Below are 26,000 nucleotides of genomic sequence, written 5' to 3' on the forward strand. Positions count from 1 at the left end.
CGGGACGTTCGGCTTCGGACGTGTCCGGGTCACGGCCTTGACCGCCAGGCCGTGAGGACCGCCTCTATCGCCGGTGCCACCCGCGCCCGCGCCTTGTTCCTCGGGACGCCGCTCATCAGCAGGTTGTCGTACGGGGTGTCCTCGTGGCGGACGGCGGCCCGTACCGCCGCCGTTACCGCGCCCTCGTCCAGTGCGCGGCCCGCGGCGGTGCGGCCCACGCGGCCGCTGCCGCGTTGCGAGGTGTGGGCCGCGACGGCCTCGGCCCGGGGGAGTGGGCAGGAGGGGAAGAGGCGGAGGATCTCGGTGGTCAGGGCGGCGGTGAAGCGTACGTCCTCGGCCGCGCGGCGGGCCGCGTCGCGGGCGCGGCGGCGGGCGCGGACTTCGGCGTCCGCCAGGCAGGCGCTCTCGGCCCGGGCCAGGGCCGGAGCCTCGACCAGGAGGCCCTGGCGTTCGTAACGTCTGCGGCGCCGGCTGTGGCGGATCACGACCGCCCAGAGCGAGCTCGCCTCGCGGGCTCTGCGCGTCAGGGCCGCGTTGCCCCGCGGGAGGTACACGAGGTGGGCCAGGTCGGCGCAGTCGAGGCAGATCACCGCGTTGAACTCAAGGGTGTGGAAGCGCAGAGGGCCTTGGCGGCACTCGGCGCAGTGTCTCCGCTTGTGTGGTTCTGGTTCGATCGCCACCAGGTCCATACGGGGAGCGTACCCAGCTGTCAGCGCACGCTCGGCGCCGCGGCGTCGATGAATCCGTCCAGGGCTTCCTTCGCCTGCTCGGAGCGGCGGGCGCGTTCCGGCTCGTCCGCCGCCCCGTGCATGCTGTGCGTGAACTCCAGCGCGTCCTGGGCCAGTCGTACCGCTTCCCGGTCCGCGCAGACCAGCTGCACGCGGATCAGCGCCTGCCGGGCGGACGAGCGCAGCGGGTACGAGTCGAGCCGCGAGTTCTTGGCATCGGCGCTGTCCGGCGCCTCCGCCTTGCGGTGCCAGCGGTCGTTCTGCGCACGGCGGTAGTCCACGAGCGCGCCGGCGAAAGCGCTGTACGCGGAAATCCGCTCCTGGCGCAGTTGCTCGGCGCGCGCCAGGGCGGCGGTCCGGTCGGCCGCCTGACGCTGAAAGAGGTGCGTGGCGACCGAGCCGAGCAAGGTGCCTATGACGGCGATGAGGGCTGTCCCCATGGCGGTGTGTTCTCCCCGGGCCTGGTGAATAATCGTTCGAGTTCAGGCAGTTGATGTTGCTAGCGTCATGGACGTGGCGAAACTCAATCAGATCATCGCAGTCGAGAAGGGCGTCAAGTCCAAGGCGCAGCAGGACCTGACGGCAGCCCAGCGCAGCCTCCAGAAGCCCGCCCTGCTCGCGGGCATCTCGCGTACGTACCAGGCCAAGGACGAAGAGGGCGAGCAGCTGCCGCCCGAGTCCACGCGTGTCCAGGTCAGGGCCGAGGACGTGCTCCGGGAGACCGCGAAGACGCTGACGCGGCTGTTCGACGTGACCGCCACCAAGGACTGGGCCAACTGCACCGCCCGCGCCGATGTGACCGTCGACGGGCGGGTGCTGGTGAGCCAGGCGCCGGTTCCCTATCTGCTCTTCCTGGAGAAGCAGTTGGCGGACATCAACGCCTTCGTGCGCAAGCTGCCGGTGCTCGATGCGTCCGAGGCATGGACGCTGGACCCGTCGACCGACGACTGGAAGACGGACGCGGTCCGGACCCTCCGTACGAAGAAGGTCCCGCGCAACCACGTGAAGGCGGAGGCGACCGACAAGCACCCGGCTCAGGTGGAGGTGTACTACGAGGACATTCCGGTCGGGTACTGGACGACCGTGAAGTTCTCCGGGGCCCTCACCGCCCGCCGCGTGAACGAGCTGCTCGACCGGGTGGAGAAGCTCCAGCAGGCCGTGAAGTTCGCGCGGGAAGAGGCGAATGGCGCCGAGGTCGTCGACCAGCGGGTGGGAGACGCCGTCTTCGGCTACCTGTTCGGGTAGCCTCATTGACTCCCCGGGCGCCATCGTGCGCCCGGGGTGCGCGAGGAGCGCAAGCTGAAACTGAAGTTCGTCGTGACTGCCGTGGTGTGCGACCGGATGCCGGACGTGCGCCGCGATCAATCTCAGACTCTTGCTCCAGACTCAGCATTCGCTGCCGATCGCCGTTCCAACCGGGCCCAGGCCCCGCACGTCGAGATGCCGGTTCAATTCCGGCCCGTGGAGCTCGGTCCGCGGTGGTCTAAAGGCATGACACGGCGACATGAAGACTGACCTGGTCCCGTTACTGGACGGCGTGCCAGACGGGCGGCATTGAACAGGGCTCGGGGGCCGGCTACGCCCCCGGGCCCGCTTCCGCGTTCTGGAACGAGACCCCGCGGCCCGCGAAGAAGCGTACGAACGTGGTGAGCGGCAGATCCGCCGCTCGCGTGCCGGCGGTCGTGCCGGACGGGTTGTGGAAGTGGATGCCTTCGCCGTCGGGCGTACGGGCCGTGATCAGCACCAAGTGGCCTCCCTTGCCCGGCGGTTCCTGGTCCGGGTTGCGGATCTCGTAGTGGACCGACGCCATCACGGTCCGGCCCCGGTCGAGGAGGCCGAGGATCTCCGGCGCGGTCAGATGGCGGTGGACCGTGGCGGACAGGCCGTGCTCCCCTTCGGCGTACGCCGCCAGCGGGGCGTAGATCAGACCCCGGATCGAGCCCCGTTCGTCCTGCGTGTACGCGCCATACTTCAGCGCCCCGTCACGGAGGGCGAAGAGGGAGGGCGCGTCCGGACCGAGCACCATGCGCAGGCACGTGATGCCGCAGAGGTGGCCGCACCACCGGGCGTACTCCTCCACCGTCGCCGCACCCGAGGACTCCCATGCCGGGTCCGCCGCCGGGTCGAGGCCCCCGTACACGATCTGCTCGATCAGGTCCGGGGAAGCGAACTGGGTGTGGAGGGGCATGTGGCAGGTGGTGCATGTGGTGCTGGGGGCGGTCTGTGTGATGGGTGAGGTGTGAGGGCTGGGTGGGGCGTGAGGGCTGGGCGAGATGTGAGGGCTGGGTGGGATGGGTGAGGCGGGGGAGATGGGGGAGATGGGGGAGTCGGCTGGGCTGGTCACTGGGGGTTCCACTCCGGAAGCGGCCGATACGGCTGATCACCGCATCCAGATCATCAGCGTACGGGAGTGGCGGCGGCGACCGTGGGAGCCGAACGGCCTTCCGATCTCCCGGACAACCGTCGTGCCCAACCCCTGTGGCCTGGGGTGGTGTCTCGGATACGGTGAGGCCGTTTCGGCGGCTCAGGCGACGGGGACTCCGCTCGAATCCTCTTGCCATGCACGAGAGTTGGAGGGTCTCGATGGGATTCTTGGGGTTGTTGCGGTTCATGCGGACCCGTGAGCTGACGTGCCGGCGCAAGGGCATGGTGCTCGGCGGGTGCGTGGCCGCGCTCGGCATGGTGCCGTCCGCCGCGCTCGCGACGCCCGGCAGTGGAGTGAGTGGCACGGTGCTCGCCACCGGAACCTCCGCCGGGACCATGAAGGTGAAGGCCAGGGGGGTCACCGATGTGGTCGTACGCACCATCACCATTGCCCCGGGCGGCTCGACCGGCTGGCACCACCACCCGGGGCAGCTCATCGCCGTCGTACAGAAGGGCACGCTGTCGCGGACGTTCGACGACTGCTCGGTGGAGACGACGACCGCCGGTCAGTCCTTCATCGAATCGTCCGGCCCCAAGCACCGGCACATAGGACGCAACCTCGGGACGGAGCCGGTCGTGCTGTACGTGACCTACATGCTGCCCGCGGGCAGTCCGCTGTCCGTGGACGCCGAACCGCCGGCGTGTGCGGCGGGGGAGTAGAGAGGGGCGGCCGGGGACCGGGTCGGGCGGGCCGCGGAGGGAGTGCGACTAGGGTCGGTGCCATGACTTCCGAACTCTGGGCCGCACTGCCCGCCGCCGTACGCGACAAAGTGGACGAATTGATCGTCCAGGAGCGCTCGGTCCAGGCGGTCTTCGCCGTCCGTTCCTCGGGCGTCACGCCGAGGCCCGGCCTGCGTGCCTGCCAGGACCTGATCGCGGAACGCGGTGCGGTGCTCGCGGGCGGGGCGGAACCGGGTTCGCCCGGCCTGACCTCGTGAGGTGACGATGCGGTTCGAGGCGATCACCTGGGAGCGGCTCGCCGACGCCCTCGCCGACCATCTCTGCGGCCGGAAGGCGGAGGGCAGTGAGCAGCCCTCGCCGCCGCGGTGGCACAGGGTGGCGGTCGACGGCGCGTCTGCCGCCCGTACCGGTGAGATCGCGGAGCGGCTGGCCGGAGCGCTGAGGCTGCGCGGCCGGACGGTCCTGGTCGTCGGTACGGAGGAGGGCTTCCTGCGGCCCGCATCGCTGCGCTACGAGTTCGGCAAGAAGGACCCCGACTCGTACTACGACGGATGGTTCGACACCGGCGCCCTCTGGCGCGAGGTCTTCGGGCCCCTGGAGCCGGGCGGCAGCGGGCGCGTACTGCCCGACCTGTGGGACCCGGCCACCGACCGGGCGACACGCAGTCCGTACGTAGAACTCCCACCCGGCGGTGTGCTGCTGCTGCACGGGCCGATGCTCCTGCGGCACTGGTTTCCGTTCGACCTGACCGTGCATGTGCGGCTGTCACCCGGCGCGCTGGAGCGCAGGACGGCGGCGGGGGCGAAGTGGACGCTGCCTGCCCTTGCCCGTTACGAACGGGAGGTGGGCCCGGCGGAGGCCGCCGACGTACTCGTACGGGCGGACGACCCGCGGCATCCGGCCTGGACGGGCCTGCGGCGCTGAGGTGCGCTCCCAGCCGCCCCCTCACCGGCCCACCCTCACCGGCCCACCTCTCACCCGCCCCCTCACCGGCCCACAGACCCTGGCGTCCCCTTCAATGCGGCATCGCCGATCCCGTCACGGCATCGGCGGTCTTCCGCCCACCGATGCCACCGCACGTGCCCCTGCCCGGCATCCCGCCGCCGCCGCTCCCGCGTCGTCCGCACCGGCGAGGCGCGCCGCCAGGAACGCCCCCGCGAACGCGTCGCCCGCACCCGTCGTGTCCACCGCCTTCGCCGCGACGGCCGGAACGCGCTCGTGCACGGCGCCACCGGCGGCGAGCAGCGCACCCCCCGCGCCGAGAGTGACGGCCACCACCGGAAAGTGGCGGCTCAACTTGGCGGCGGCGTCCGCCGGATCCGGCAACCCGGTGAGCAGCCGGGCCTCGTCCTCATTGGGCAGCAGCACGTCCGCCCCCGTCACCGCCTCCAGGAAACGGTCCACCCCGAGCTCCGCGATGAACCCCGCCGACGCCGGGTCCACGCTCACCGGCACCGCCCGCTCCCGGGCTTCCCGCAGCGCCAGACGGGCCGCCTCCCGGCTCGTACCGGCGAAGAAGAGATAGCCGGAGATGTGGAGATGGGCTACGCCCTCCAGGAGGGACGCGGACCAGTCGGCGGTGGAGAGGCGCAGCGCGGCGCCGCTGTCGGTGAGGAACGTGCGCTCGGCGGTGGCGTCGACCAGGGAGATCACGGTCGCCGCCGCCGCCTCCCCGTCGAGCACCACCTGCGGACGCACGCCCGCAGCCCGCAACTGCTCTTCGTGCCAGCCACCCGCGTCCGTCCCCACGCGCGCCAGGATCCGTACGTCCGCCAGTCCCGAGTACGCCGCCCAGCAGGCCACGTTGGCACCCGCCCCGCCCGGCAGTGTCCTGATCTCCGCCGCCGTATCGGTCGCCCGCACCAGCGGCGTGCGATGGCGGGCCACGACATCGGTGACCACATCGCCGACCACCAGCAGTGCGCCCGCCGAGCCGCCGTTCCCACGCTCATGGGCGCCCCCTTCCACTCCCCCTCCCGTGTCCTCACTCATGCCCGCGTCCACGCGGCCGCGACCCGCGCCGCCAGTCGTACGTTGCCGCGCACGGCCGCCAGGTTGGCCTCCAGCGAAGCCCCTCCCGTCTCCCGCGCCAGATAGTCCAGCAGGAACGGAGTGACGCCCTGCCCCGTGATCCCCCGCTTCCCGCACTCCGCCAGCGCCTCGGTCAGTACCCGGTCGTGCAGCTTGGGGTCGAGCTGCTCGGCCTCCGGTACGGGATTGGCGACGAGCAGCGCCGCCTCCCCGCCCAGCGCGTCCTGCGCACGCATCACCGCCGCCACTTCGCCGGGCGTCCGCGCGGTCCAGTCGACCGGCCGGCCCGAACTGCTCAGGTAGAACCCCGGGAAGTGATCGGTGCCGTAACCGAGGACACCCACGCCGAGCGTCTCCAGCCGTTGCAGCGTCGCCGGAACGTCGAGGATCGACTTGACCCCGGCGCACACCACAGTGATCCGCGTCCGTGCCAGCAGTCCCAGATCCGCCGACTCGTCCTGCGTCTCGGTCCACTCCCGGTGTACCCCGCCGAGCCCGCCGGTGGCGAAGACACGCAGGCCGGCCCGGGCGGCAAGGAACGCCGTCGCCGACACGGTCGTCGCCCCGCTCGCGCCCGCCGCCAGTGCCGGTGCGAGATCGCGGTGACCCAGCTTGCGTACCGAGTCGTCGTTGGCGACCCTCTCCAACTGAGCCTTGTCCAGCCCGACATGGGCTCTGCCGTCGAGGACGGCGATGGTGGCGGGAACGGCGCCCGTAGTGCGTACCACCTCCTCCAGCTCCTCCGCGACCCGCAGATTGCGTGGACGCGGCAGACCGTGCGCGATGATCGTCGACTCGAGAGCTACGACGGGACGGCGTTGCTCCAGCGCCTCCCGGACCTCCCCGGACATCTGAAGTGCGGTGTCAGGCATGTCCCCATTCCTGGCGCGCAGGCCGGGCCCTCAAACGTCACGCGGCGCGCCCCTTGTGTCCGGCGACGATCACGCCGGAGGCTGTGGGGATGAAAGAAACGCATCTCGATCACGTCGTTCTGTGGGTGAACGACCCCCTCGCCTCGGTGGAGTTCTACGAGAAGACCGTCGGCCTGACCGGTGAACGCGTCGCCGAGTTCGCCGAGGGCAAAGTGCCCTTCCCCTCCGTGCGGGTCTCCGCCCGGTCCCTGTTCGACCTCGCCCCGCTCACCATGGCAGGGTCCATGAACGCCATCCCGGGAGCCGAGGGCACGGCCGGCCATCCGGTCAACCATGTGTGCCTCGCCATGGACAGGGCGGCGTTCGAAGCTCTGCACGGCCGGCTGCGGGAGAGCGGCGTCCCCGTCTCGCCGTACTCCCACAACAGCTTCGGTGCCCGCGGCGCCGCCCCCCGCTCCTTCTACTTCCGCGATCCCGACGGCAACATCATCGAGGCTCGCCACTACGACGAATGACCGATGCCGCATGGCGGATGGTGGCTGACGCACGGCGGGCGAGAGACGGGGTGCGGGGGCCGGAATGCGAGGGACGGCGGGCGGGAACGGTGGCCGGCGCACGGCGGGTGACCAGTGCCTACACCAGGCGCTTTATCTCGCCCCGTACCCGGTAGAAGCCGCCCTGCGAGCTGTGCAGCGCGTCCACGACATAGCGTGCGCCCACCTGCCGTATGGAGCGCGGGAACTGGACGTTCCAGGACGGCTCGTAACCGTCGGACACCACATGGACCCGAAGGCGCCCGCCTGCGCCCTGGACGCATTCGACGACGACTCCCGATCCGGGGGCGGGCTGTGAGCTGACCGTCGCGACGGTCGCCGTCGGCTCATAAGTGGGCAGCGCGGCAGCCTGCTTGACGTCGACGGCGACCGGCACCGAACCCGACTGCGCCGCCGCGATCGCCGTCTCGCTCGCGTCGATGCAGGCCAGTGAGCCGTCCGTGGTGACGATGTACAGCTTCTCGTCCCGGTACTGCATGGACAGCGCCGAGCCGCTGCCCGTGCGGAGCTTCCACAGCCGGGTGCCGTCCGCGTCGAAGCAGTAGACGGACGAGGACGAGTCGCCCGCGAAGACGTAGCGGCCGCCGGGGGAGGTGGCGCAGGAGTACACCGCTCCGTCACACCGGTACGTCGCCTCGATCCGGCCGGTCGCCTTGGACATCCGCTGGACGACGTGCCGGCCAGTGCCCGCGTACACCGCCGTGTCCTCCTGCCAGCCGAACAGGACGTTCCCCGTGGTCGCGGTGTGCCACAACTCCCCGCTCCCGTCGCTCGCGTAGGCCGTCACGCCGCGCGTGTGGCCGTGGTAGACCGCCTCCTCGTCCGACCGCACCATCCAGGCGCTGCCGCCGGTCGAGCGGCGGGACCACTGGAACTCGTCCTCGTGGTCGATGACGGTCAGCCCGCCGTTGCGGTCCGCGACGTTCAGCACGCCCTCGTGGATGTCCAGCCAGAAGATGTCGACGTCCTCGGCGATCTCGTACGCGGCGAACGGCATCTTGGAGGACAGGTCGTACACCCGGCCGTCGTCACAGCCCGCGTAGATCCAGAAGTCGTCGGCGACCAAGCACTTCACGCCCTCCGGCAGCCGGTACCTGGCGAGCACCTCACCGTCGTGACCCAGGGTGTAGACGTCGCCGTTCTGGTTGCCCACCCAGCACCGGTCCTCCTCGATGTGGATGCCGAGGGCCGTCGCGCCGGTACGGAAGCGCCACAGCACCGGAGCCGTCGCACGGGCCGTCGAGGGCGCCGAGGTCACCTGGCGCCGGGTCACCGACCGTGCGGCCCGCTGTCCACGGACGGCCGGCGCGTACCCCTTGCGGACCTTCTCACCGATCTTCTTCGCCGCCGCTGCCTTCGCCTTCTCCTCGGTCGGGAACGCCGAGGTCTGCCGCTGGCCGTCGGCGCCGATCCGCCCGTACCGCACAAGAACGGCCGTCCCGTCGACGGTCACCTCGTAGAACTTGTGCGCACTGCCGTCGTCCTGGGACAGCTCCAGGTACGTCGTTTCCTGATTTCCCCGCGTTCCCCGCACACCGGCAGCAGACATGGCACACCCCTCCCCAGGGACCGGCCGTGGCGGCCGGTTCGACTGATCCCAAAGTAGAGGTCACCACTGACAACGCCCCTCGGTGAGGCACTGCGGGCGCCCCCGCTAAGGTGACGCGCCATGACGACAATCGATCAGGTTCCCCCCTCCTTCTCCGTGCACATCCCGGACGCCGGCCTGGAACCGGAGCCGCTCGACCCGGAGCAGATCGTGTCCGGCGAGCCGGTGGTGACGGGCAAGGTGCTGTGGGAGTCCCCCGACGGCAAGCAGGTGCGCGGCATCTGGCAGATCACGCCCGGCGTGGTCACCGACACCGAGGCCAACGAGCTCTTCGTGGTGGTCAGCGGCCGCGCCACGGTCGAGGTGGAGGGCGGCGACACCCTGGAGATCGGTCCCGGTGACGCGTGTGTGCTGCGCGAGGGGGACCGTACGACCTGGACGGTGCACGAGACCCTGCGCAAGGCGTACCACATCAGCCTTTAGCGGCCGGTTCCGTCGCGTCGGCGGGGTTGGCGGGGGCCGGTGCGGCAGCCGGTTCGGTGGAGCGGCTCCGGCCGGCCAGCAGCGCGAGGGCGGCCATCGGCAGCAGCAGGCAGGCGCCGACCGCGTTGAGCCAGCCGTAGCCCGCCCCGGCGACGATCAGCCCGGCGGCCGCGCCGCCGATGCCCGCCGCCGAGTTCATGGTCAGGTCCGACAGGCCCTGGACCGCGGCGCGGGCGGCCTGCGGCACCGAGTCGGTGAGCAGGGCCGATCCCGATACGAGCCCCGCGGACCAGCCGAGGCCGAGCACGAAGAGGCCGGCGGCGGTCTGGGCGTGGCCGGCGCCCGCCGTACCGGCCAGCAGGGCGGCGAGGCTGAGCAGTCCGGCGGCCAGACCGATGACCGCGAGCCGGCCGACGCGGTCGGCCAGCCAGCCCATGACCGGCGAGAAGGCGTACATGCCGGCGATGTGACCGCTGATGACAAGACCCACGAGTTCGAGATCGGCTCCGTGGTGGCCGAGGTCGACCGGGGTCATCACCATGATCGAGACCATGACGGTGTGGCAGACGGCCACGGTCACCAGGGCGAGCCTGGCACGCGGAGACGCGGCCACCGCCGCCACTCCGGCGCGCAGCGAGCGGCCCTGGGCGGACTGCGATTCCTGCGGGGCCAGGGCGCGGGCGGTGAGGAGCGGGTCGGGGCGCAGCAGTACGGCGACCACCAGGCCGGTGACGAGGAATATTCCGGCGGCCCACAGGAACGGGCCCGCCGTCTCGGGTATGGAGGTGCCGGTGAAGGCGCGGCCCGCCGGCGCCGCGATGTTCGGGCCGAACACCGCGCCGATCGTCGTGGCCCAGACGACGGTGGAGATCGCCCGGGCCCGCCGGTCCGGTTCGGCCAGATCGGCCGCGGCGAAACGTGCCTGAAGGTTGGCCGAGGACGCTGCGCCGAACGCGGCCATGCCGAGCAGCAGGAGCGGGAAGTTGCCGAGGACGGCGGCGGCGACCACGAGTGTCGCGCCCAGCGCGCCGATCAGGTAGGCGAGGACGAGGCCGGGACGCCGGCCGCGCGAGGTCATCAGCGAGGCCAGCGGGATCGACAGCAGGGCCGTGCCGGCGACCGAGGCGGTGGGGGCGAGTCCCGAAACGGCTTCGGTGCCGCTGACTTCCACCGCCAGGACGGGCGCGAGCGCGATGCCGATGGGCACGCCGAGCCCGCCCAGGATCTGGGTGATGACGAGCACGACGGACGTACGCCGCTGGAGGGCGCGCAGCGCGTCGGGCGTCAGGGCGGCCGCTGCCTCGGTCGCCCTGTCCGTCGCCCTGCCGGTCGTCGTCAAGGCGCGCACACCCTTCCCGCGTAGCGGGGGAGGGCGGACGCCTGGGGCGCCTCGAACCGCACCTGCCCTCCGGGCGGGAAGGGGCCCCGGGCCGCTAGGACATCACTGGGTGTCGCCGCGTTCTCGTCGTCCGGCGAACACCCGGCGACGGAGGCGGGTACGGGCACGTGTGCGGCAGGGGTGGTAGTCACCGCCGCAGTGTGCCAGCCCTTACCGGCGGGCGGAACCGGGTATGCCCGGCCGGTCCCTCCGTCCGGCTCCCGCGCTCAGAACAGCGGCTGGGGCAGCACCCCTTCGAGCGCCAGCAGCGCCCGCTTCGTCTCCAGGCCGCCGCCGAACCCGCCGAGTCCGCCGTCGCTCTCCACCACCCGGTGGCAGGGCACCACGACGGGCAGCGGATTCGACCCCATGGCCGCGCCGACCGCCTGCGCCGCTCCCGGCTGCCCGACCCGCCCGGCGAGGTCGCCGTACCCGACGACCGTGCCGTACGGAACCCCCGTCGCCAGCTCGCGCAGGACCTGCCGGTTGAACCCGGAGCTGAGCGACCAGTCAAGCGGCAGCGCGAAGTCGCGCAGCTCGCCCGCGAAGTACGCCGCGAACTGCCGTACGGGCTCGGCCAGCCGCGCGGAGCCGGGCGCTTCCACCACCTCGGCCCCCAGCCGCGCCCCCAGCCGGGCGAGTGTCCTCTCGCGCACTTCGGGACCGGCGTGGAAGGCCACGCACACCAGGCCCGCGCCGGTGGCGGCGACGAGCAGCGGCCCGATGCCGCTGTCGCCACTGCCGATGACCGCCCACTCCACGACCTGCCCGTCGCTGTCCATGCGCACCACGGTACGACCGGGCACTGACAATGGTCCGCGGGCTACTCGCCGACGGCGTCCCGGACGATGTCGGGGTTGTTGGTGATGATCCCGTCCACGCCGAACTCGTCGACCCGCGTCGCCGCCGCGGCCGTGTTCACCGTCCAGGTGTTGACCTGGAGACGCCTGCCGTGCGCGCCCTTGAGCTTGTGCACCGCCGCGACATAGTCGGCCGTGATCGAGGTGTGCGTGGGATTGATCTGGTCCGTGAACCGCGCGTACTCCGGCAGGTCGGCGACCGCCGGCGTCCCGAGGAAGCCGGTCGTGAGGTCGGGGCGCTGCGCGTGCACGGCCTTCACGCTGTCCACGCCGAAGCTCTGGATGACGAGCCTGTGCTTGACGTGGTGGCGGTTCAGCCACCCCGCCTTGCGCAACACGCGCAGGGTGTCCCTCTCGATGCCCGGGTAGAGCTCCGGCTTCTTGATCTCCAGGAGCAGCTTCTGACGGTTGCGCTCGACCCGGTTCACGTACTGCTTCAGGGTCGGCACGCGCGCGCCCGCGAACTCCGGGCCGAACCAGCTTCCCGCGTCGAGGGTGGCGATCTCCGCCGCGGTGAAGTCCTTGATCTTCCACGGCGCCCGGCCGGGGAAGACCTGCTCCACGTTCGTGGTCCTGGCGAGGCTGTCGTCGTGGACGACGACGAGTTCGCCGTCCTTGGTGCGCTGTACGTCGTTCTCCACCCAGTCGAAGCCCATCCGGTCGGCCAGGTCGATCGCCGCCAGGGTGTTCTCGGGAGCGTAGGCGGACGCGCCGCGGTGAGCGATGACGGCGGGTTCGTCATCGGCGCCGAGGCGGACCGACGCATGGGCGCCGGAGGGGGCGGACGCGTGCGCGGCCGTCGCGGGCAGCAGCAGGGCGGCTGCGCTCAGGAGCGCTGTGGCCGTGGCCGGGGCGGTGCGTGCTGACACAAGGACTCCTCGCGTGGAGTGATCACGGATGGTCCGAGAGTGACAGCACATGGTCAACGGTGGACAGGTGAAGGATGGCCACGAAGTGAACGAAATCGACCGGCCGACGTCACGTGTCAATTTCCCTGCCGCTGAATTGCCGGGAAAGCGTGTACTGATCACCTGGATCCGCCTACTGTCGCCCGAAACGGGCCGCCATACCACGAGTGGGGCCCACCCGCACAGCGACGGAAGCCGAAGGGCGCAAAAGAGTATGCAGGGCACTGTCGACGGATTCAGCTACGGCCTCGTCACCCCGGTCGCGGCGTACCTCATGGCCTGCCTCGGCGGCGCTCTCGGACTGCGCTGCACCGCCAGATCACTCACGCGCGGGAACGGCTGGAAAGCCGGCTGGCTCGCACTGGGCGCGATCGCCATCGGCTCGGGAATCTGGAGCATGCACTTCATCGCCATGATGGGCTTCGCGGTGAAGGAGACGCCTGTCCGTTACGACGCGGCCCTGATGTACGCCAGCCTCGGCGTCGCCGTCGTCATGGTCGGCATCGGCCTCTTCATCGTGGGGCACCACGGCGTGACGCCGATGGCCCTGGTCACCGGCGGAACGATAACCGGCCTGGGGGTCGCGTCCATGCACTACCTCGGCATGGCCGGAATGCGACTGCGCGGCCAGCTCCAGTACGACACGCTCACGGTCGCCCTGTCCGTGGTGATCGCCGTGGTGGCCGCGACCACGGCGCTCTGGGCGGCGGTGTCGGTCCGCGGATTCCTGCCGAGCCTCGGCGCGGGCCTTGTCATGGGTGTGGCCGTGAGCGGCATGCACTACACGGGTATGGCGGCGCTCAGCGTCCATCTTCACGGACCCGCGACGGCCGGCGGCGGCGAGACGTCCGTCCTGGACCTCGCCCCCATGATGGCCGGGCCGTTGATGTTCCTGGTCCTGGCCGGCGTGGTCGTGATGTTCGATCCGCAGCTGGTCATGGGCCGCCGGGAGTGGCAGCGGGCGGGCGGAGCCGGCATCCCGCGCCAAGCAGCGGAAACCTCCCGGCGCGGCTGACCCGGCGCGATCACCACCTGAGTGTCAGTGCCGGGTCGTACGGTTGATGCATGCGGCCCGTTTCAAGCATCGAACGTACGGTGGCGCCCTTCGAGGTCGTCAGTTCCTACCAGCCCAGCGGTGACCAGCCGGCGGCCATCGCCGAGCTGGAGCGGCGCATTCGCGCAGGTGAGAAGGATGTCGTCCTGCTCGGCGCGACCGGCACCGGCAAGTCGGCGACCACCGCCTGGATGATCGAGAAGCTCCAGCGCCCCACGCTCGTCATGGCGCCGAACAAGACCCTCGCGGCCCAGCTGGCGAACGAGTTCCGCGAGCTCTTGCCCAACAACGCCGTCGAGTACTTCGTCTCGTACTACGACTACTACCAGCCCGAGGCGTACGTACCGCAGTCGGACACGTACATCGAGAAGGACTCCTCCATCAACGAGGAGGTCGAGCGGCTGCGCCACTCCGCGACGAACTCGCTGCTCACCCGGCGCGACGTCGTCGTGGTCGCGTCCGTCTCGTGCATCTACGGCCTCGGTACGCCGCAGGAGTACGTGGACCGCATGGTGCCGCTGAAGGTCGGCGAGGAGATCGACCGCGATCAGCTGCTGCGCCGCTTCGTCGACATCCAGTACACGCGCAACGACGTGGCCTTCGCGCGCGGCACCTTCCGGGTCCGCGGCGACACCATCGAGATCTTCCCGGTCTACGAGGAGCTGGCCGTCCGCATCGAGATGTTCGGCGACGAGATCGAGGCGCTCTCCACGCTGCACCCGCTCACCGGCGAGATCATCAGCGAGGACCAGCAGCTGTACGTCTTCCCCGCCAGCCATTACGTCGCCGGACCCGAGCGCATGGAGAAGGCGGTCAGGGGGATCGAGAAGGAGCTGGAGGACCGGCTCGCGGAGATGGAGAAGCAGGGCAAGCTGCTGGAGGCCCAGCGGCTGCGCATGCGTACCACCTACGACCTGGAGATGATGCGCCAGATCGGCAGCTGCTCCGGCATCGAGAACTACTCGATGCACATGGACGACCGTGCACCCGGCACCGCGCCGCACACCCTCCTCGACTACTTCCCCGAGGACTTCCTGCTGGTCATCGACGAGTCGCACGTCACCGTCCCGCAGATTGGCGCGATGTACGAGGGTGACGCGTCCCGCAAGCGGACGCTCGTCGACCACGGCTTCAGGCTGCCGTCCGCCCTCGACAACCGCCCCCTGAAGTGGGAGGAGTTCCAGCAGCGCGTCGGCCAGGCGGTCTACCTCTCCGCGACCCCCGGTGCGTACGAACTCTCCCGCTCCGACGGCTTCGTGGAGCAGATCATCCGCCCCACCGGCCTCATCGACCCCGAGGTCGTCGTCAAGCCCACCGAGGGCCAGATCGACGACCTGGTGCACGAGATCAGGAAGCGCACCGAGCGGGACGAGCGCGTCCTGGTCACCACGCTCACGAAGAAGATGTCCGAGGACCTGACCGAGTACTTCCTCGAACTGGGCATCCAGGTCCGCTATCTGCACAGCGACGTCGACACGCTGCGCCGTGTCGAGCTGCTGCGCGAGCTGCGGTCCGGCGAGTACGACGTCCTGGTCGGCATCAACCTGCTGCGCGAGGGCCTCGACCTGCCCGAGGTGTCACTGGTGGCCATCCTCGACGCGGACAAGCAGGGCTTCCTGCGCTCGGGCACCTCCCTGATCCAGACCATCGGTCGCGCGGCACGCAACGTCTCCGGCCAGGTCCATATGTACGCCGACAAGATCACCCCGGCGATGGAGAAGGCCATCGACGAGACCAACCGGCGCCGGGAGAAGCAGATCGCGTACAACACGGCGCACGGTGTCGATCCGCAGCCGCTGCGCAAGAAGATCAACGACATCGTCGCCTCGATCGCGCGCGAGCAGGTCGACACCGACGAGCTCCTCGGCACCGGCTTCAGGCAGGCGAAGGAGGGCAAGGGCGCCAAGGCCCCGGTGCCCGTACTCGGCAGCAAGGCGGGCAAGGGCGCCAGGGCGGGCAAGAAGGGCGATGTCCTCACGGACCGCCCCGCCGCCGAACTGGCCGCCCTCATCGAGGAGATGACGGAGCAGATGCGCGGAGCGGCCGCCGAGCTCCAGTTCGAGGTCGCCGCGCGGCTGCGCGACGAGGTGGGTGAGCTGAAGAAGGAACTGAGGCAGATGAGGGAGGCGGGGCAGGCCTGACGGCCGGTGCGGTGCCCGGCACCCGCCCCGGTACCTGGTGTGTTGCAAGACCGACACAAAGTGCGCCGCGACTGTGGCGGCCCGGGCGCGACTGCGTAGGGTTCTGGGCAGCCGCACGCACATGGGCGGGCCGCGGGGTAAGCAAGAGAGGGGACAGCGCGTGGTGGATGTATCCAAGGGCAGCGCGCCCGGGGGACCTGGCGTCAATCTGACCAAGGGTCAGGCCATCAGCCTGGAGAAGAAGGGCGGCGGCACGCTGACCGCCGTCCGGATGGGGCTCGGCTGGCAGGCGGCGCCGCGGCGCGGTCTGTTCGGCTCGCGCACGCGGGAGGTCGACCTCGACGCCTCGGCGGTCCTGTTCGCCGACAAGCAGCCGGTCGACGTCGTCTTCTTCCGTCACCTCGTCAGCGACGACGGCTCGGTGAAGCACACCGGCGACAACCTGGTCGGCGGCGCCGGTCAGGGCGGGGACGACGAGGCGATCCTCGTCGACCTCCAGCGCGTCCCGGTGCACATCGACCAGATCGTCTTCACGGTGAACTCCTTCACCGGCCAGACGTTCCAGGAAGTGCAGAACGCGTTCTGCCGCATCGTCGACGAGACCAACGGCCAGGAGATGGCCCGTTACACGCTCGACGGCGGCGGCCAGTACACGGCCCAGATCATGGCCAAGGTGCACCGCGCCGGCGCCGGCTGGCAGATGACGGCCATCGGCACCCCTGCCAACGGCCGTACCTTCCAGGACCTGATGCCGTCGATCCTGCCGCACCTCTAGCAGGCGACCGCCGCTGTACGCGCAGCTCCCGGAGGCATCACGCCGCCGGGAGCTGCGCCGCACACACTCCACAACACACACCACGAGGCATGCCGCACATGCCACCACCGGCCACCGCTGTGGCCGTCGACGACGCGACGCGGGGGAGACAGGCGATGACGGCCGAGCTGGTCCGGGGACAGAACCACCCGTTGCCCCAGGCCCGTTTGGAGATCCGGGTCTCGGCCGGGAAGCCGGTCGTGGCCGGGGCCACCCTCGGCGACGAGCAGGGCACCGTACGCGGCACGGAGTGGGTCGCGCATCCCGGTTCGCCCCAGCTCCCCGGCCTCGAAGTGTCCAAGCAGGCCGCCGCCGACCACCGGCTCGCGGTGGACCTCGAGGCGCTGCCCGAAACCGTGCACCGCGTGAGCGTCCTGCTCGCCCTGCCCGTGGGCGTGGGCGGTCCACTCCGCTTCGGCGCTGTCGCCGCGCCTTTCGTCTCCGTCACCGGACTCGACGGTTCGGAGGTCGCCAACTACACCGTGACCGGCCTGGACAGCGAGTCCGCCGTCGTCGCCCTGGAGCTCTACCGCAGGCAGGGCATCTGGAAGGTCCGCGCGGTCGGGCAGGGCTACGCGGGCGGCCTCGCGGACATGCTCGCCGACCAGGGACTTGCCGAGGCCCACGAACTCGCCGCCGCCATCCACGCGGCCGTCAGCAGCGGAATGGCCCGCTCCGTCGCGCCGCCCCCGGCCCGCGGCCGGGACGACGACCGGATGCGGCGTACGACGTCCCACGCCGCCAACGGCGGACGCGACGCGCAGAGCGACGCGCCGCCGCCTCCCTCGCCGGCGCCGGCGGCACCACCCGTTCCGCCCGTGCCGCAGGCGCCGGGCGGCCCGGACAGCGGCGCGACCGGGCCCGCCGCACAGGGCGGCCCCATCGACTACGCCCACCCGCGCCGCCGGACCACCGCGCCGCCGCCCCCGCCGCCCACCGCGCCGCCCGCACCGCCGGGCGGGTTCCCGCAGCCCGTCGCCGGTGACGCGACCGGCTGGTCCATGGAGGAGCGCCTGTACAACCAGGTGTGGGGCATGTTCGAGGACCTGGCCCGTACGGTCGCGGCGTACCGCAGCGCGGTCGACTTCGCCGAGTCCCGGATGGACCAGGAGCTCGACAAGGCCCTCTCCGACCCGCGCAGCCGGATCGGCACCGCGGGCGACACGGCCCGTGCGACGGCCCAGGCCAAGCACGACGAGCTCGTCGGCCGGGCCCGCGAGGTGCTGGAGCGCGACCTGACGCAGCTCGCCGCCGAGGCCGACGTGGTCGAGCCCGCCCTGCCACCCGCCTTCGCCTCCTGGGGCAACCTGGTCTGGCACGGCTACCGGGTGCCCATGGAGATCCCGATGGCCCTGCGCGTCGGCGACCTGCATCTGCCCGAACGCCCGGACCTGCGTATCCCCATGCTGATACGGCTTCCGCTGGAGCGCGGTCTGTGGATCGACAGCGGCCGTTCCGGCTCCGACGCCGCGCTGATGATGGAGTCCGACCAGCTCCGCAGGGCCGCCGTGGAGACCGCCGCAGCGCACGCCGCACGCCTGCTGGCGGTCTACCCCGCGGGCGAGTTCACCGTCCATGTCATCGATCCGGCCGGCACGGGCGCGACCGCGCTCGCGCCGCTGACCGAGTCCGGAGTGCTCGACGAGCCGGCCGCAGCCGGCGCGCAGGGGGTGACGGCGGTGCTGGCCAAGCTCACCCAGCGGGTGGAGCTGGTGCAGATGGCCGTCCGCGGCGGGGCCGTGGACTCGCTCCCGCCGGACCTGGACACGGCCGAGCAGCTCCTGATCGTCAACGACTTCCCGCACGGCTTCGACGACCGCGGCGTCACCCAGCTCCGGTACCTGGCGGACGAGGGCCCGTCGGTCGGCGTCCACCTGATGATGGTCGCGGACCGCGAGGGCGCGACCGCGTACGGGCCCGTCCTCGACCCACTGTGGCGGTCGCTGCTGCGCGTCACCCCGGTGCCCGACAACCACCTGATCGACCCGTGGGTCGGTCACACGTGGACGTTCGAGCCGCTGCTGCCGCCGCCGGGCAGCCAGGTCGTACGGCAGGTGCTCGCGCAGGTGGCCGCGGCGCGGCGGGCACTGCCCCGCTGAGCCACTGCGGTCAGTCCCTGACGCGCTGACCGGTGCTTTTGGTAGTGCTTTACCCATCCCTTTACCTTCTCTTGGGTGTTCCTGTACCCTTCGAGGAGCGGAGGGGAGTACTCCCGGCTGCGACGTACCCGTCAATACGGACCGCCATCGGTCCCGGGGCGTCGGCCCGAGTCGCGCGGATACGCACTCGGGTGGAAGAGACCTCCGGCAGCGACGACGCTGAGTGAGATGCCGTAGCTATCTGCCGGAGGCGCAGTGGACGTATCAATGACCCTTTGGGCGCTGACCATTCTTGGTCTGATCGCCCTGATCGCAGTCGACTTCCTCATCGGCCGCAAGCCGCATGACGTGTCGATCAAGGAAGCCGGAATCTGGACGGTCGTCTGGATCGTCCTGGCCGTGCTGTTCGGCCTGGGACTGCTGACCTTCGGTACCGCACAGGCATCGGGCGAGTTCTTCGCCGGCTTCATCACCGAGAAATCGCTGAGCGTCGACAACCTCTTCGTCTTCGTCCTGATCATGGCGAAGTTCTCGGTACCGAGCCACCTCCAGCAGCGCGTGCTGCTCGTCGGGGTGCTCATAGCCCTGGTGCTGCGTGCGATCTTCATCGCGGCCGGTGCCGCGGTCATCGCCAACTTCTCCTGGGTCTTCTACATCTTCGGCGCGTTCCTGATCTACACCGCCTGGAAGCTCATCCAGGAGGCGCGGGCCGACGAGGAGGAAGAGGCGTTCGAGGAGAACCGTCTCCTCAAGTCGATCGAGAGCCGCTTCGGTGTCGCCGACAGGTACCACGGCACCAAGCTTTTCATCCGGAACAACGGCAAGCGCGTCCTGACGCCGCTCATGGTCGTCATGCTCGCCATCGGCACCACCGATGTGCTGTTCGCGCTCGACTCGATCCCGGCGATCTTCGGCCTCACCCAGGACCCGTACATCGTCTTCACCGCCAACGCCTTCGCCCTCATGGGTCTGCGGCAGCTGTACTTCCTCATCGGCGGACTGCTCAAGAAGCTGGTCCACCTGAGTTACGGCCTGTCGGTCATCCTGGGCTTCATCGGCGTCAAGCTGGTGCTGCACGCCCTGCACGAGTCCGGGGTGCACGTGCCCGAGATCTCCATCCCGTTCTCGCTGACCGTCATCTGCGGCGTGCTGATCGTCACCACGATCACCAGCCTCATCGCGAACAAGAAGACGGAACAGCGCGCGGCGGCCGAGGCGGCAGACGCTGCCCGGGCCGACGACAAGGAGAGCGTCGAGTCCTGACCGCGTCACGGACTCACCGGCCGGTGCGAGCGGAGCGATACCGCCCGCACCGGCCGGTTCCGTGTGTACGGCCCGGGGTCAGGCAGTGGCGGGTTCCGCCACCGGATCGGCCACCGGCCTGGTCTCCGGCAGCAGCGCGAAGCAGCCCAGGCTCAGCAGCGCGATGGCGGTGAGATACAGGCCGACACCCCACGGCGGCCCTTCGCCGTCCGCCACCGCCGTCGCGACGAGGGGGGTCAGCGCGCCGCCGAGCACCCCCGCGAGGTTGTAGCCGACGGCCGCGCCCGTGCACCGCACCCTGGGCTCGTACAGCTCCGGCAGATACGCGGCGACCACCGCGAACATGGTGATGAAGGCCAGCTGCGCCCCGAGGAAGCCCAGGAACATCAGCAGCGGTTCCGCGGTGTGCAGCAGCGCGACCATCGGGAACATCCACAGCGCTGTCGCCGCGCAGCCCGCCAGGCACAGCGGCTTGCGCCCGTACCGGTCACTGAGCATCGCGGCGAACGGAGTGGCCGCTCCCTTGATCGCCACGGCGGCCATGATGCAGGTGAGCATCACCGTGCGGCTCACACCCAGGTGCTCGGTCGCGTACGACAGGGACCAGGTCGTCACGGCGTAGAACACGGCGTATCCGACGGCGAGCGCGCCGGCCGTGAGCAGGACGAGCCGCCAGTGGTCGCGTACGACCTCGGCGAGCGGGACGCCCGCGCGCTCGCCCGTCTCGGCGAGCTCCTTGAACTGCGGGGTCTCGGACAGGGACGTACGCAGCAGGAGTCCGGCCGCTGCCAGCAGCCCGGCCGCCCAGAACGGCACACGCCACCCCCAGGCCGCGAACTGCGCGTCGGTCAGCGAGGCCGACAGGGCCAGCATGACGCCGTTGGCCAGGAGGAAACCGACGGCGGGACCGATCTGGGGAAACTCGCCCACAGTCCGCGGCGGTTCGCGGGGGCGTGCTCGGCGGTCAGCAGTACCGCGCCGCCCCACTCGCCGCCGAGCCCCAGACCCTGGAGAAAGCGCAGCACCAGGAGGAGTGCGGGCGCGGCCACTCCGATCGACCCGTACGTCGGTACGCAGCCGACCGCGACGGTCGCGATTCCCGTGAGCAACAGTGAGGCGAACAGGACAGGACGGCGTCCGTAACGGTCGCCGATGTGCCCGAAGACGACAGATCCGAGCGGTCGTGAAATGAAACCGACTGCGAAGGTGCCGAACGCCGCGAGCGTTCCCGCGAGCGGTGAGAAGGTCGGGAAGAAGAGAGGCCCGAGAACGAGCGCGGCGGCCGTTCCATAGACAAAGAAGTCGTAGAACTCGATGGCTGTTCCGGCGAGCGACGCGGTGGCGAGGCGGGCCATGGAGGGAGGTCGTTCCTGGTGCATGCGGCCACAACTACCCGGCACGAACCATGGTTACGGGGCGCGCGGAAGCAGTCGTACCGGCTGCCGCGGGCCCCGTGCTCTACCAGCCGCGCTCGCGCCACTCCGGCAGGTGCGGGCGCTCGTTCCCCAGGGTGGTGTCGTTGCCGTGCCCGGGGTAGACCCAGGTCTCGTCGGGGAGTTGTCCGAAGAGCTTGTCCTCGACGTCACGGATGAGGCTCGCGAACGCCTCCGGGTCCTCCCACGTGTTGCCCACCCCTCCCGGGAAGAGGCAGTCCCCGGTGAAGACGTGCGGGTGCCCGTGCGGGTCGTCGTAGACGAGGGCGATGGAGCCCGGGGTGTGACCCACCAGGTGACGTGCGGTGAGCTCGACGCGCCCGACGCGGACCGTGTCGCCGTCGTCCAGCAGGACGTCGGTCGGGACCGGGATGCCCTCCGCGTCGTACCGGCCCGCGTACGTACGGGCCCCGGTCGCCTCGACGACCTCGGCGAGGGCCTGCCAGTGGTCGCCGTGGCGGTGGGTGGTGACGACGGACGCGATGCCGTCGTCACCGATCAGCCTCAGGAGGGTCCGCGGCTCGGCGGCCGCGTCGATCAGCAGCTGCTCTCCGGTGGCCCGGCAGCGCAGCAGGTACGCGTTGTTGTTCATGGACCCGACCGCGACCTTGGAGATCATCAGGTCCGCGAGCTCGTGCACGTTCGCAGGACCGCCGACCTTGACCGCTCCGCTGTACGTCATGGGGTCAGCCTATAGCGGCGGCAGTGCGGGCAGCGGGGCGCCGGCGGTGTCGAGAGCGGCGCCGTCACGCCGCCCCGCGAGCCACCCCAGAAGGTCGGGAGCGGTCCCGGTGACGTTCACGGGAACGCCTTCGGCGCTTCCCGTACGCCACTGGCCTCCGCCGGTGGCCGTCAGCGCGATCGCGGGTACGCCGGGGTGCCCCGCGAAGCGGTCCGCGAGGAACTCGATCTCGCGTCCGGTGAACTCCTCCGGCAGGTCCTCCAGCTCGTAGCCGATGCCCAGGTCGACGTGGTGCAGCTCGACCTCGACGAGGCGGCGGAAGGGGATGCGGGACGCGGAGTCCGTGACGCCGTTGCGCAGGGCGACCGTACGGGACCAGTCGGCGGGGGCGGCGGCCGTTTCGTCGAAGCGGGCCGCACTGTCGCGCACGTCCTCCAGCTGTACGGCGAGCGGGCGCGGGGCGTCGCGCTCGATGTCGGCGTCCCGGACCTCGGCACTGGCGTACATGGGCCGGCCGGCCAGGACGTTCACCAGAGCGTCCGCGTTACGGGCCACGTGGGCCAGTACGTGGCCCCGGGTCCAGCCGGGCAGCCGTGACGGTTGCGTCACGTCGGCGTTGTCCAGTTTGCCGGTCGCGGCGAGGAGCCGGTCGGTCGCTTCGCGTACAGAGGCCAGGTCGCGCACGTGATCGTTCATGGCGCCGACGATAGTCCTGTCACACGATCGGGTGAAGCCGATCGGGCGAGGCCGTAATTCGAATGCACGTGCTATACGCTCGTCAGAGGCATCAGGAATCCTTACAACATCGCTGTGGTTACCCCCATAGTCTGAGAACCGGGGGGCTCAGTCCTCTCTGCCTCTCTCAAGAAAGGTGCGGACCGGCGTGGCCGACCGTCTCATCGTTCGTGGCGCTCGCGAGCACAACCTCAAGAACGTCTCGCTCGACCTCCCGCGTGACTCCCTCATCGTGTTCACCGGGCTGTCGGGGTCGGGCAAGTCCTCCCTCGCGTTCGACACGATCTTCGCCGAGGGGCAGCGCCGGTACGTCGAGTCGCTCTCCTCCTACGCCCGTCAGTTCCTGGGCCAGATGGACAAGCCCGATGTGGACTTCATCGAGGGCCTGTCGCCCGCGGTGTCCATCGACCAGAAGTCGACCTCGCGCAACCCGCGCTCGACGGTCGGCACGATCACCGAGGTCTACGACTACCTCCGCCTGCTGTTCGCCCGCATCGGCAAGCCGCACTGTCCCGAGTGCGGCCGGCCGATCGCGCGGCAGTCGCCGCAGGCCATCGTCGACAAGGTGCTGGAGCTGCCCGAGGGCAGCCGCTTCCAGGTCCTGTCCCCGCTCGTGCGCGAGCGCAAGGGCGAGTTCGTGGACCTCTTCGCCGACCTCCAGACCAAGGGCTACAGCCGTGCCCGGGTGGACGGCGAGACCATCCAGCTGAGCGAGCCGCCCAAGCTCAAGAAGCAGGAGAAGCACACCATCGAGGTGGTCATCGACCGCCTGACGGTGAAGGACAGCGCCAAGCGCCGGCTCACCGACTCGGTGGAGACCGCCCTCGGGCTGTCCGGCGGCATGGTCATCCTCGACTTCGTCGACCTGCCCGCGGACGACCCCGACCGTGAGCGGATGTACTCCGAGCACCTCTACTGCACGTACGACGACCTGTCGTTCGAGGAGCTGGAGCCCCGGTCCTTCTCCTTCAACTCGCCCTTCGGTGCCTGCCCGGACTGCACCGGCATCGGCACGCGCATGGAGGTCGACCCGGAGCTGATCGTCCCGGACGAGGACAAGTCCCTCGACGAGGGCGCGATCAACCCCTGGTCGCACGGCCACACCAAGGACTACTTCGCACGCCTGGTCGGCGCGCTCTCCGACGCCCTCGGCTTCCGTACGGACATCCCCTGGGCGGGGCTGCCGCAGCGCGCCAAGAAGGCGCTGCTGCACGGCCACAAGACGCAGATCGAGGTCCGCTACCGGAACAGGTACGGACGTGAGCGGGCTTACACCACCTCTTTCGAGGGCGCGGTGCCGTTCGTCAAGCGGCGGCACTCCGAGGCGGAGAGCGACTCCAGCCGCGAGCGCTTCGAGGGCTACATGCGCGAGGTGCACTGCCCGACCTGCGAGGGCACCCGCCTGAAGCCGCTGGTCCTCGCGGTCACGGTCATGGAGAAGTCCATCGCCGAGGTCGCCGCGATGTCCATCAGCGACTGCGCGGAGTTCCTGGGCCGGCTGACGCTGAACGCCCGTGACAAGAAGATCGCCGAACGGGTGCTCAAGGAGGTCAACGAGCGGCTGAGGTTCCTGGTCGACGTCGGTCTCGACTACCTGTCGCTCAACCGGGCGGCCGGCACGCTGTCCGGCGGTGAGGCGCAGCGCATTCGGCTCGCCACCCAGATCGGCTCCGGCCTCGTCGGGGTGCTGTATGTCCTGGACGAGCCGTCCATCGGCCTGCACCAGCGCGACAACCACCGCCTGATCGAGACCCTGGTCCGCCTGCGCGACATGGGCAACACCCTGATCGTCGTCGAGCACGACGAGGACACCATCAAGGTGGCCGACTGGATCGTCGACATCGGCCCGGGCGCCGGTGAGCACGGCGGCAAGGTCGTCCACAGCGGCTCGCTGAAGGAGCTGCTGGACAACAAGGCGTCCGTCACCGGCCAGTACCTGGCCGGCAAGCGGTCCATCGCGATGCCGGACATCCGCCGCCCCGCGCACCCGACGCGGCAGCTCACCGTCCACGGCGCCCGCGAGAACAACCTGCGCGACGTCGACGTGTCCTTCCCGCTCGGTGTGCTGACGGCCGTCACCGGCGTCTCCGGATCGGGCAAGTCGACGCTGGTCAACGACATCCTCTACACGCACCTGGCGCGCGAACTGAACGGCGCCCGTACGGTGCCGGGGCGCCACACGCGCGTGGAGGGCGACGACCTCGTCGACAAGGTGGTCCACGTCGACCAGTCGCCCATCGGCCGTACACCCCGGTCCAACCCGGCGACGTACACCGGTGTCTTCGACAACGTGCGCAAGCTGTTCGCGGAGACGATGGAGGCGAAGGTGCGCGGCTACCTGCCGGGCCGCTTCTCCTTCAACGTCAAGGGCGGCCGCTGCGAGAACTGCTCGGGCGACGGCACCATCAAGATCGAGATGAACTTCCTGCCGGACGTGTACGTCCCGTGCGAGGTCTGCCACGGCGCGCGCTACAACCGGGAGACCCTGGAGGTGCACTACAAGGGCAAGTCCATCGCCGAGGTGCTGGACATGCCCATCGAGGAGGCCCTCGACTTCTTCGAGGCCGTCCCGACGATCGCCCGTCACCTGCGGACGCTCACCGAGGTGGGCCTCGGGTACGTCAGGCTCGGTCAGTCCGCGCCGACGCTGTCGGGTGGTGAGGCGCAGCGCGTGAAGCTCGCCTCCGAGCTCCAGAAGCGGTCCACGGGGCGCACGGTGTACGTCCTGGACGAGCCGACCACGGGCCTGCACTTCGAGGACATCTCGAAGCTCATCAAGGTGCTGTCCGGACTGGTCGACAAGGGCAACTCGGTGATCGTCATCGAGCACAACATGGACGTCATCAAGACGGCCGACTGGGTCATCGACATGGGTCCCGAGGGCGGCAACGGCGGTGGCCTGGTCGTCGCCGAGGGCACGCCCGAGCAGGTGGCCGCCGTCCCGGCGAGCCACACGGGCAAGTTCCTCCGGGACATCCTGGGCGACCGGGTGAGCGACGCGACGCCGGTGAAGAAGGCCGCCAAGAAGGCGCCGGCCAAGAAGGCGGTGGCGGCGGCGAAGTCCACCCCGGCGCGGAAGACCGCGACCGCCAGGGCCACGGCGGCGAAGAAGGCTCCGGGCTCGACCGCTCCGGCGAAGGCGGCGCGCTCCCGCAAGGCCTGACATGTGGGTGCGCTCTGCGGCCCCTTACCCGTGTTCCGGGTGGGGGGCCGCTCGCGTGAGCCGCTCGCCCGGGGCGGGCCCCACCCGTCGGGCACGACCACGGACCAGGCACGGCCACGGACCAAGACAGCCACGGACCAGAGACGGA

The 26,000-nt window shown here is 70.5% G+C and carries 24 protein-coding genes and 1 pseudogene; 12 read left to right on the forward strand and 13 right to left on the reverse strand.

The window, feature by feature from the left end; all coding sequences use genetic code 11:
• Window positions 1–29: 29 nt before the first annotated feature.
• On the reverse strand, window positions 30–689 hold the full coding sequence (locus tag AS594_RS25875; RefSeq protein ID WP_069929263.1) for a DUF2293 domain-containing protein: 660 nt from the start codon (window positions 687–689) through the stop codon (window positions 30–32).
• Window positions 690–709: 20 nt separating this feature from the next.
• The gene (locus tag AS594_RS25880) at window positions 710–1,168 is read right to left on the reverse strand and encodes a hypothetical protein (protein ID WP_069929264.1); all 459 of its coding nucleotides are present in this window, start codon (window positions 1,166–1,168) and stop codon (window positions 710–712) included.
• Window positions 1,169–1,241: 73 nt separating this feature from the next.
• Here AS594_RS25880 and AS594_RS25885 point away from each other — a divergent pair, with 73 nt between their 5' ends.
• Window positions 1,242–1,973 (forward strand): DUF7873 family protein, encoded by a 732-nt coding sequence (locus tag AS594_RS25885; protein WP_069935987.1) that lies wholly within the window; start codon window positions 1,242–1,244, stop codon window positions 1,971–1,973.
• A 331-nt stretch (window positions 1,974–2,304) separates the two neighbouring features.
• On the opposite strand, the gene AS594_RS25890 is transcribed toward AS594_RS25885, so the two are convergent.
• Window positions 2,305–2,916, reverse strand: a complete 612-nt coding sequence (locus tag AS594_RS25890) for a cysteine peptidase family C39 domain-containing protein (protein WP_069929265.1) — start codon at window positions 2,914–2,916, stop codon at window positions 2,305–2,307.
• Window positions 2,917–3,338: 422 nt separating this feature from the next.
• On the opposite strand from AS594_RS25890, the gene AS594_RS25895 reads away from it, so the two are divergent.
• The 3 genes from AS594_RS25895 (at window position 3,339) to AS594_RS25905 (ending at window position 4,757) form a co-directional block, all read left to right on the forward strand.
• Entirely contained in the window at window positions 3,339–3,812 is a 474-nt protein-coding gene (locus AS594_RS25895) for a cupin domain-containing protein (protein ID WP_069929266.1), read from the forward strand.
• A gap of 62 nt (window positions 3,813–3,874) precedes the next feature.
• Window positions 3,875–4,090, forward strand: a complete 216-nt coding sequence (locus AS594_RS25900; protein ID WP_069932174.1) for a hypothetical protein — start codon at window positions 3,875–3,877, stop codon at window positions 4,088–4,090.
• Between the two features lie 7 nt (window positions 4,091–4,097).
• Complete coding sequence (locus AS594_RS25905; RefSeq protein WP_069930788.1) at window positions 4,098–4,757, forward strand: nucleoside/nucleotide kinase family protein; 660 nt, start codon at window positions 4,098–4,100, stop codon at window positions 4,755–4,757.
• A gap of 114 nt (window positions 4,758–4,871) precedes the next feature.
• Here the strand turns inward: AS594_RS25905 and AS594_RS25910 are convergent, their stop codons facing one another.
• Complete coding sequence (locus tag AS594_RS25910; RefSeq protein ID WP_079148753.1) at window positions 4,872–5,825, reverse strand: carbohydrate kinase family protein; 954 nt, start codon at window positions 5,823–5,825, stop codon at window positions 4,872–4,874.
• Window positions 5,822–6,736, reverse strand: a complete 915-nt coding sequence (locus AS594_RS25915) for a pseudouridine-5'-phosphate glycosidase (RefSeq protein ID WP_069932172.1) — start codon at window positions 6,734–6,736, stop codon at window positions 5,822–5,824. Before AS594_RS25915 ends, AS594_RS25910 begins: the two co-directional genes overlap by 4 nt.
• A gap of 89 nt (window positions 6,737–6,825) precedes the next feature.
• On the opposite strand from AS594_RS25915, the gene AS594_RS25920 reads away from it, so the two are divergent.
• Window positions 6,826–7,251 carry a VOC family protein gene (locus AS594_RS25920; RefSeq protein WP_069935425.1) on the forward strand — a complete coding sequence of 142 codons (426 nt, stop codon included), beginning with the start codon at window positions 6,826–6,828 and terminating at the stop codon, window positions 7,249–7,251.
• 118 nt (window positions 7,252–7,369) lie between these two features.
• Here the strand turns inward: AS594_RS25920 and AS594_RS25925 are convergent, their stop codons facing one another.
• Complete coding sequence (locus AS594_RS25925) at window positions 7,370–8,839, reverse strand: WGR domain-containing protein (protein ID WP_069929271.1); 1,470 nt, start codon at window positions 8,837–8,839, stop codon at window positions 7,370–7,372.
• Between the two features lie 120 nt (window positions 8,840–8,959).
• On the opposite strand from AS594_RS25925, the gene AS594_RS25930 reads away from it, so the two are divergent.
• Window positions 8,960–9,322, forward strand: a complete 363-nt coding sequence (locus tag AS594_RS25930) for a cupin domain-containing protein (RefSeq protein WP_069932170.1) — start codon at window positions 8,960–8,962, stop codon at window positions 9,320–9,322.
• Here the strand turns inward: AS594_RS25930 and AS594_RS25935 are convergent.
• The 4 genes from AS594_RS25935 to AS594_RS25945 form a co-directional block, all read right to left on the reverse strand.
• Window positions 9,312–10,610, reverse strand: a complete 1,299-nt coding sequence (locus tag AS594_RS25935) for an MFS transporter (RefSeq protein WP_240509284.1) — start codon at window positions 10,608–10,610, stop codon at window positions 9,312–9,314. The genes AS594_RS25930 and AS594_RS25935 overlap by 11 nt on opposite strands.
• Before the next feature lie 47 nt (window positions 10,611–10,657).
• On the reverse strand, window positions 10,658–10,852 hold the full coding sequence (locus AS594_RS43985; RefSeq protein WP_141743748.1) for a hypothetical protein: 195 nt from the start codon (window positions 10,850–10,852) through the stop codon (window positions 10,658–10,660).
• A 75-nt stretch (window positions 10,853–10,927) separates the two neighbouring features.
• A complete protein-coding gene (locus AS594_RS25940) occupies window positions 10,928–11,482 on the reverse strand; it encodes a methylated-DNA--[protein]-cysteine S-methyltransferase (protein ID WP_069929273.1) in 555 nt (184 codons plus the stop codon).
• 41 nt (window positions 11,483–11,523) lie between these two features.
• Window positions 11,524–12,429: a glycerophosphodiester phosphodiesterase gene (locus AS594_RS25945; protein ID WP_069929274.1), complete on the reverse strand. Its 906-nt coding sequence runs from the start codon at window positions 12,427–12,429 to the stop codon at window positions 11,524–11,526.
• A gap of 253 nt (window positions 12,430–12,682) precedes the next feature.
• Here AS594_RS25945 and AS594_RS25950 point away from each other — a divergent pair, with 253 nt between their 5' ends.
• The 5 genes from AS594_RS25950 (at window position 12,683) to AS594_RS25970 (ending at window position 19,839) form a co-directional block, all read left to right on the forward strand.
• On the forward strand, window positions 12,683–13,483 hold the full coding sequence (locus AS594_RS25950; RefSeq protein WP_069929275.1) for an MHYT domain-containing protein: 801 nt from the start codon (window positions 12,683–12,685) through the stop codon (window positions 13,481–13,483).
• A 50-nt stretch (window positions 13,484–13,533) separates the two neighbouring features.
• Window positions 13,534–15,663, forward strand: a complete 2,130-nt coding sequence (gene uvrB, locus AS594_RS25955) for an excinuclease ABC subunit UvrB (protein ID WP_069929276.1) — start codon at window positions 13,534–13,536, stop codon at window positions 15,661–15,663.
• A 208-nt stretch (window positions 15,664–15,871) separates the two neighbouring features.
• Window positions 15,872–16,438, forward strand: a complete 567-nt coding sequence (locus tag AS594_RS25960; RefSeq protein WP_069930790.1) for a TerD family protein — start codon at window positions 15,872–15,874, stop codon at window positions 16,436–16,438.
• A gap of 155 nt (window positions 16,439–16,593) precedes the next feature.
• Window positions 16,594–18,576 (forward strand): TerD family protein, encoded by a 1,983-nt coding sequence (locus AS594_RS25965; RefSeq protein WP_069935426.1) that lies wholly within the window; start codon window positions 16,594–16,596, stop codon window positions 18,574–18,576.
• A gap of 255 nt (window positions 18,577–18,831) precedes the next feature.
• On the forward strand, window positions 18,832–19,839 hold the full coding sequence (locus AS594_RS25970) for a TerC family protein (RefSeq protein ID WP_069932166.1): 1,008 nt from the start codon (window positions 18,832–18,834) through the stop codon (window positions 19,837–19,839).
• Window positions 19,840–19,917: 78 nt separating this feature from the next.
• On the opposite strand, the pseudogene AS594_RS25975 reads toward AS594_RS25970, so the two are convergent.
• From AS594_RS25975 to AS594_RS25985, 3 genes and pseudogenes are all read right to left on the reverse strand, one after another.
• Window positions 19,918–21,194 (reverse strand): annotated as a pseudogene (locus tag AS594_RS25975) (MFS transporter).
• 103 nt (window positions 21,195–21,297) lie between these two features.
• Window positions 21,298–21,954 carry an MBL fold metallo-hydrolase gene (locus tag AS594_RS25980; RefSeq protein WP_069929280.1) on the reverse strand — a complete coding sequence of 219 codons (657 nt, stop codon included), beginning with the start codon at window positions 21,952–21,954 and terminating at the stop codon, window positions 21,298–21,300.
• A gap of 9 nt (window positions 21,955–21,963) precedes the next feature.
• Window positions 21,964–22,650, reverse strand: coding sequence for a maleylpyruvate isomerase family mycothiol-dependent enzyme (locus AS594_RS25985; protein WP_069932165.1), 687 nt, complete (start codon window positions 22,648–22,650; stop codon window positions 21,964–21,966).
• Between the two features lie 187 nt (window positions 22,651–22,837).
• Between AS594_RS25985 and uvrA the strand changes: the two genes are divergently transcribed.
• Entirely contained in the window at window positions 22,838–25,852 is a 3,015-nt protein-coding gene (uvrA, locus tag AS594_RS25990; RefSeq protein WP_069930791.1) for an excinuclease ABC subunit UvrA, read from the forward strand.
• Window positions 25,853–26,000 lie beyond the last annotated feature (148 nt).

The sequence above is a fragment of the Streptomyces agglomeratus genome (assembly GCF_001746415.1).
GTDB classification, from domain to species: domain Bacteria; phylum Actinomycetota; class Actinomycetes; order Streptomycetales; family Streptomycetaceae; genus Streptomyces; species Streptomyces agglomeratus.

What these genes read in the sequence shown, in the direction of transcription:
- AS594_RS25940 (WP_069929273.1), bottom strand. Translation starts at nt 11,482, where the DNA reads ATGGACAGCGACGGGCAGGTCGTGGAGTGGGCGGTCATCGGCAGTGGC.
- AS594_RS25925 (WP_069929271.1), bottom strand. Translation starts at nt 8,839, where the DNA reads ATGTCTGCTGCCGGTGTGCGGGGAACGCGGGGAAATCAGGAAACGACG.
- AS594_RS25895 (WP_069929266.1), top strand. Translation starts at nt 3,339, where the DNA reads ATGCGGACCCGTGAGCTGACGTGCCGGCGCAAGGGCATGGTGCTCGGC.
- uvrB (WP_069929276.1), top strand. Translation starts at nt 13,534, where the DNA reads ATGCGGCCCGTTTCAAGCATCGAACGTACGGTGGCGCCCTTCGAGGTC.
- AS594_RS25905 (WP_069930788.1), top strand. Translation starts at nt 4,098, where the DNA reads ATGCGGTTCGAGGCGATCACCTGGGAGCGGCTCGCCGACGCCCTCGCC.
- AS594_RS25880 (WP_069929264.1), bottom strand. Translation starts at nt 1,168, where the DNA reads ATGGGGACAGCCCTCATCGCCGTCATAGGCACCTTGCTCGGCTCGGTC.
- AS594_RS25920 (WP_069935425.1), top strand. Translation starts at nt 6,826, where the DNA reads ATGAAAGAAACGCATCTCGATCACGTCGTTCTGTGGGTGAACGACCCC.
- AS594_RS25950 (WP_069929275.1), top strand. Translation starts at nt 12,683, where the DNA reads ATGCAGGGCACTGTCGACGGATTCAGCTACGGCCTCGTCACCCCGGTC.
- AS594_RS25965 (WP_069935426.1), top strand. Translation starts at nt 16,594, where the DNA reads ATGACGGCCGAGCTGGTCCGGGGACAGAACCACCCGTTGCCCCAGGCC.
- AS594_RS25980 (WP_069929280.1), bottom strand. Translation starts at nt 21,954, where the DNA reads ATGACGTACAGCGGAGCGGTCAAGGTCGGCGGTCCTGCGAACGTGCAC.
- AS594_RS25875 (WP_069929263.1), bottom strand. Translation starts at nt 689, where the DNA reads ATGGACCTGGTGGCGATCGAACCAGAACCACACAAGCGGAGACACTGC.
- AS594_RS25915 (WP_069932172.1), bottom strand. Translation starts at nt 6,736, where the DNA reads ATGCCTGACACCGCACTTCAGATGTCCGGGGAGGTCCGGGAGGCGCTG.
- AS594_RS25890 (WP_069929265.1), bottom strand. Translation starts at nt 2,916, where the DNA reads ATGCCCCTCCACACCCAGTTCGCTTCCCCGGACCTGATCGAGCAGATC.
- AS594_RS25910 (WP_079148753.1), bottom strand. Translation starts at nt 5,825, where the DNA reads ATGAGTGAGGACACGGGAGGGGGAGTGGAAGGGGGCGCCCATGAGCGT.
- AS594_RS25900 (WP_069932174.1), top strand. Translation starts at nt 3,875, where the DNA reads ATGACTTCCGAACTCTGGGCCGCACTGCCCGCCGCCGTACGCGACAAA.
- AS594_RS25930 (WP_069932170.1), top strand. Translation starts at nt 8,960, where the DNA reads ATGACGACAATCGATCAGGTTCCCCCCTCCTTCTCCGTGCACATCCCG.
- AS594_RS25985 (WP_069932165.1), bottom strand. Translation starts at nt 22,650, where the DNA reads ATGAACGATCACGTGCGCGACCTGGCCTCTGTACGCGAAGCGACCGAC.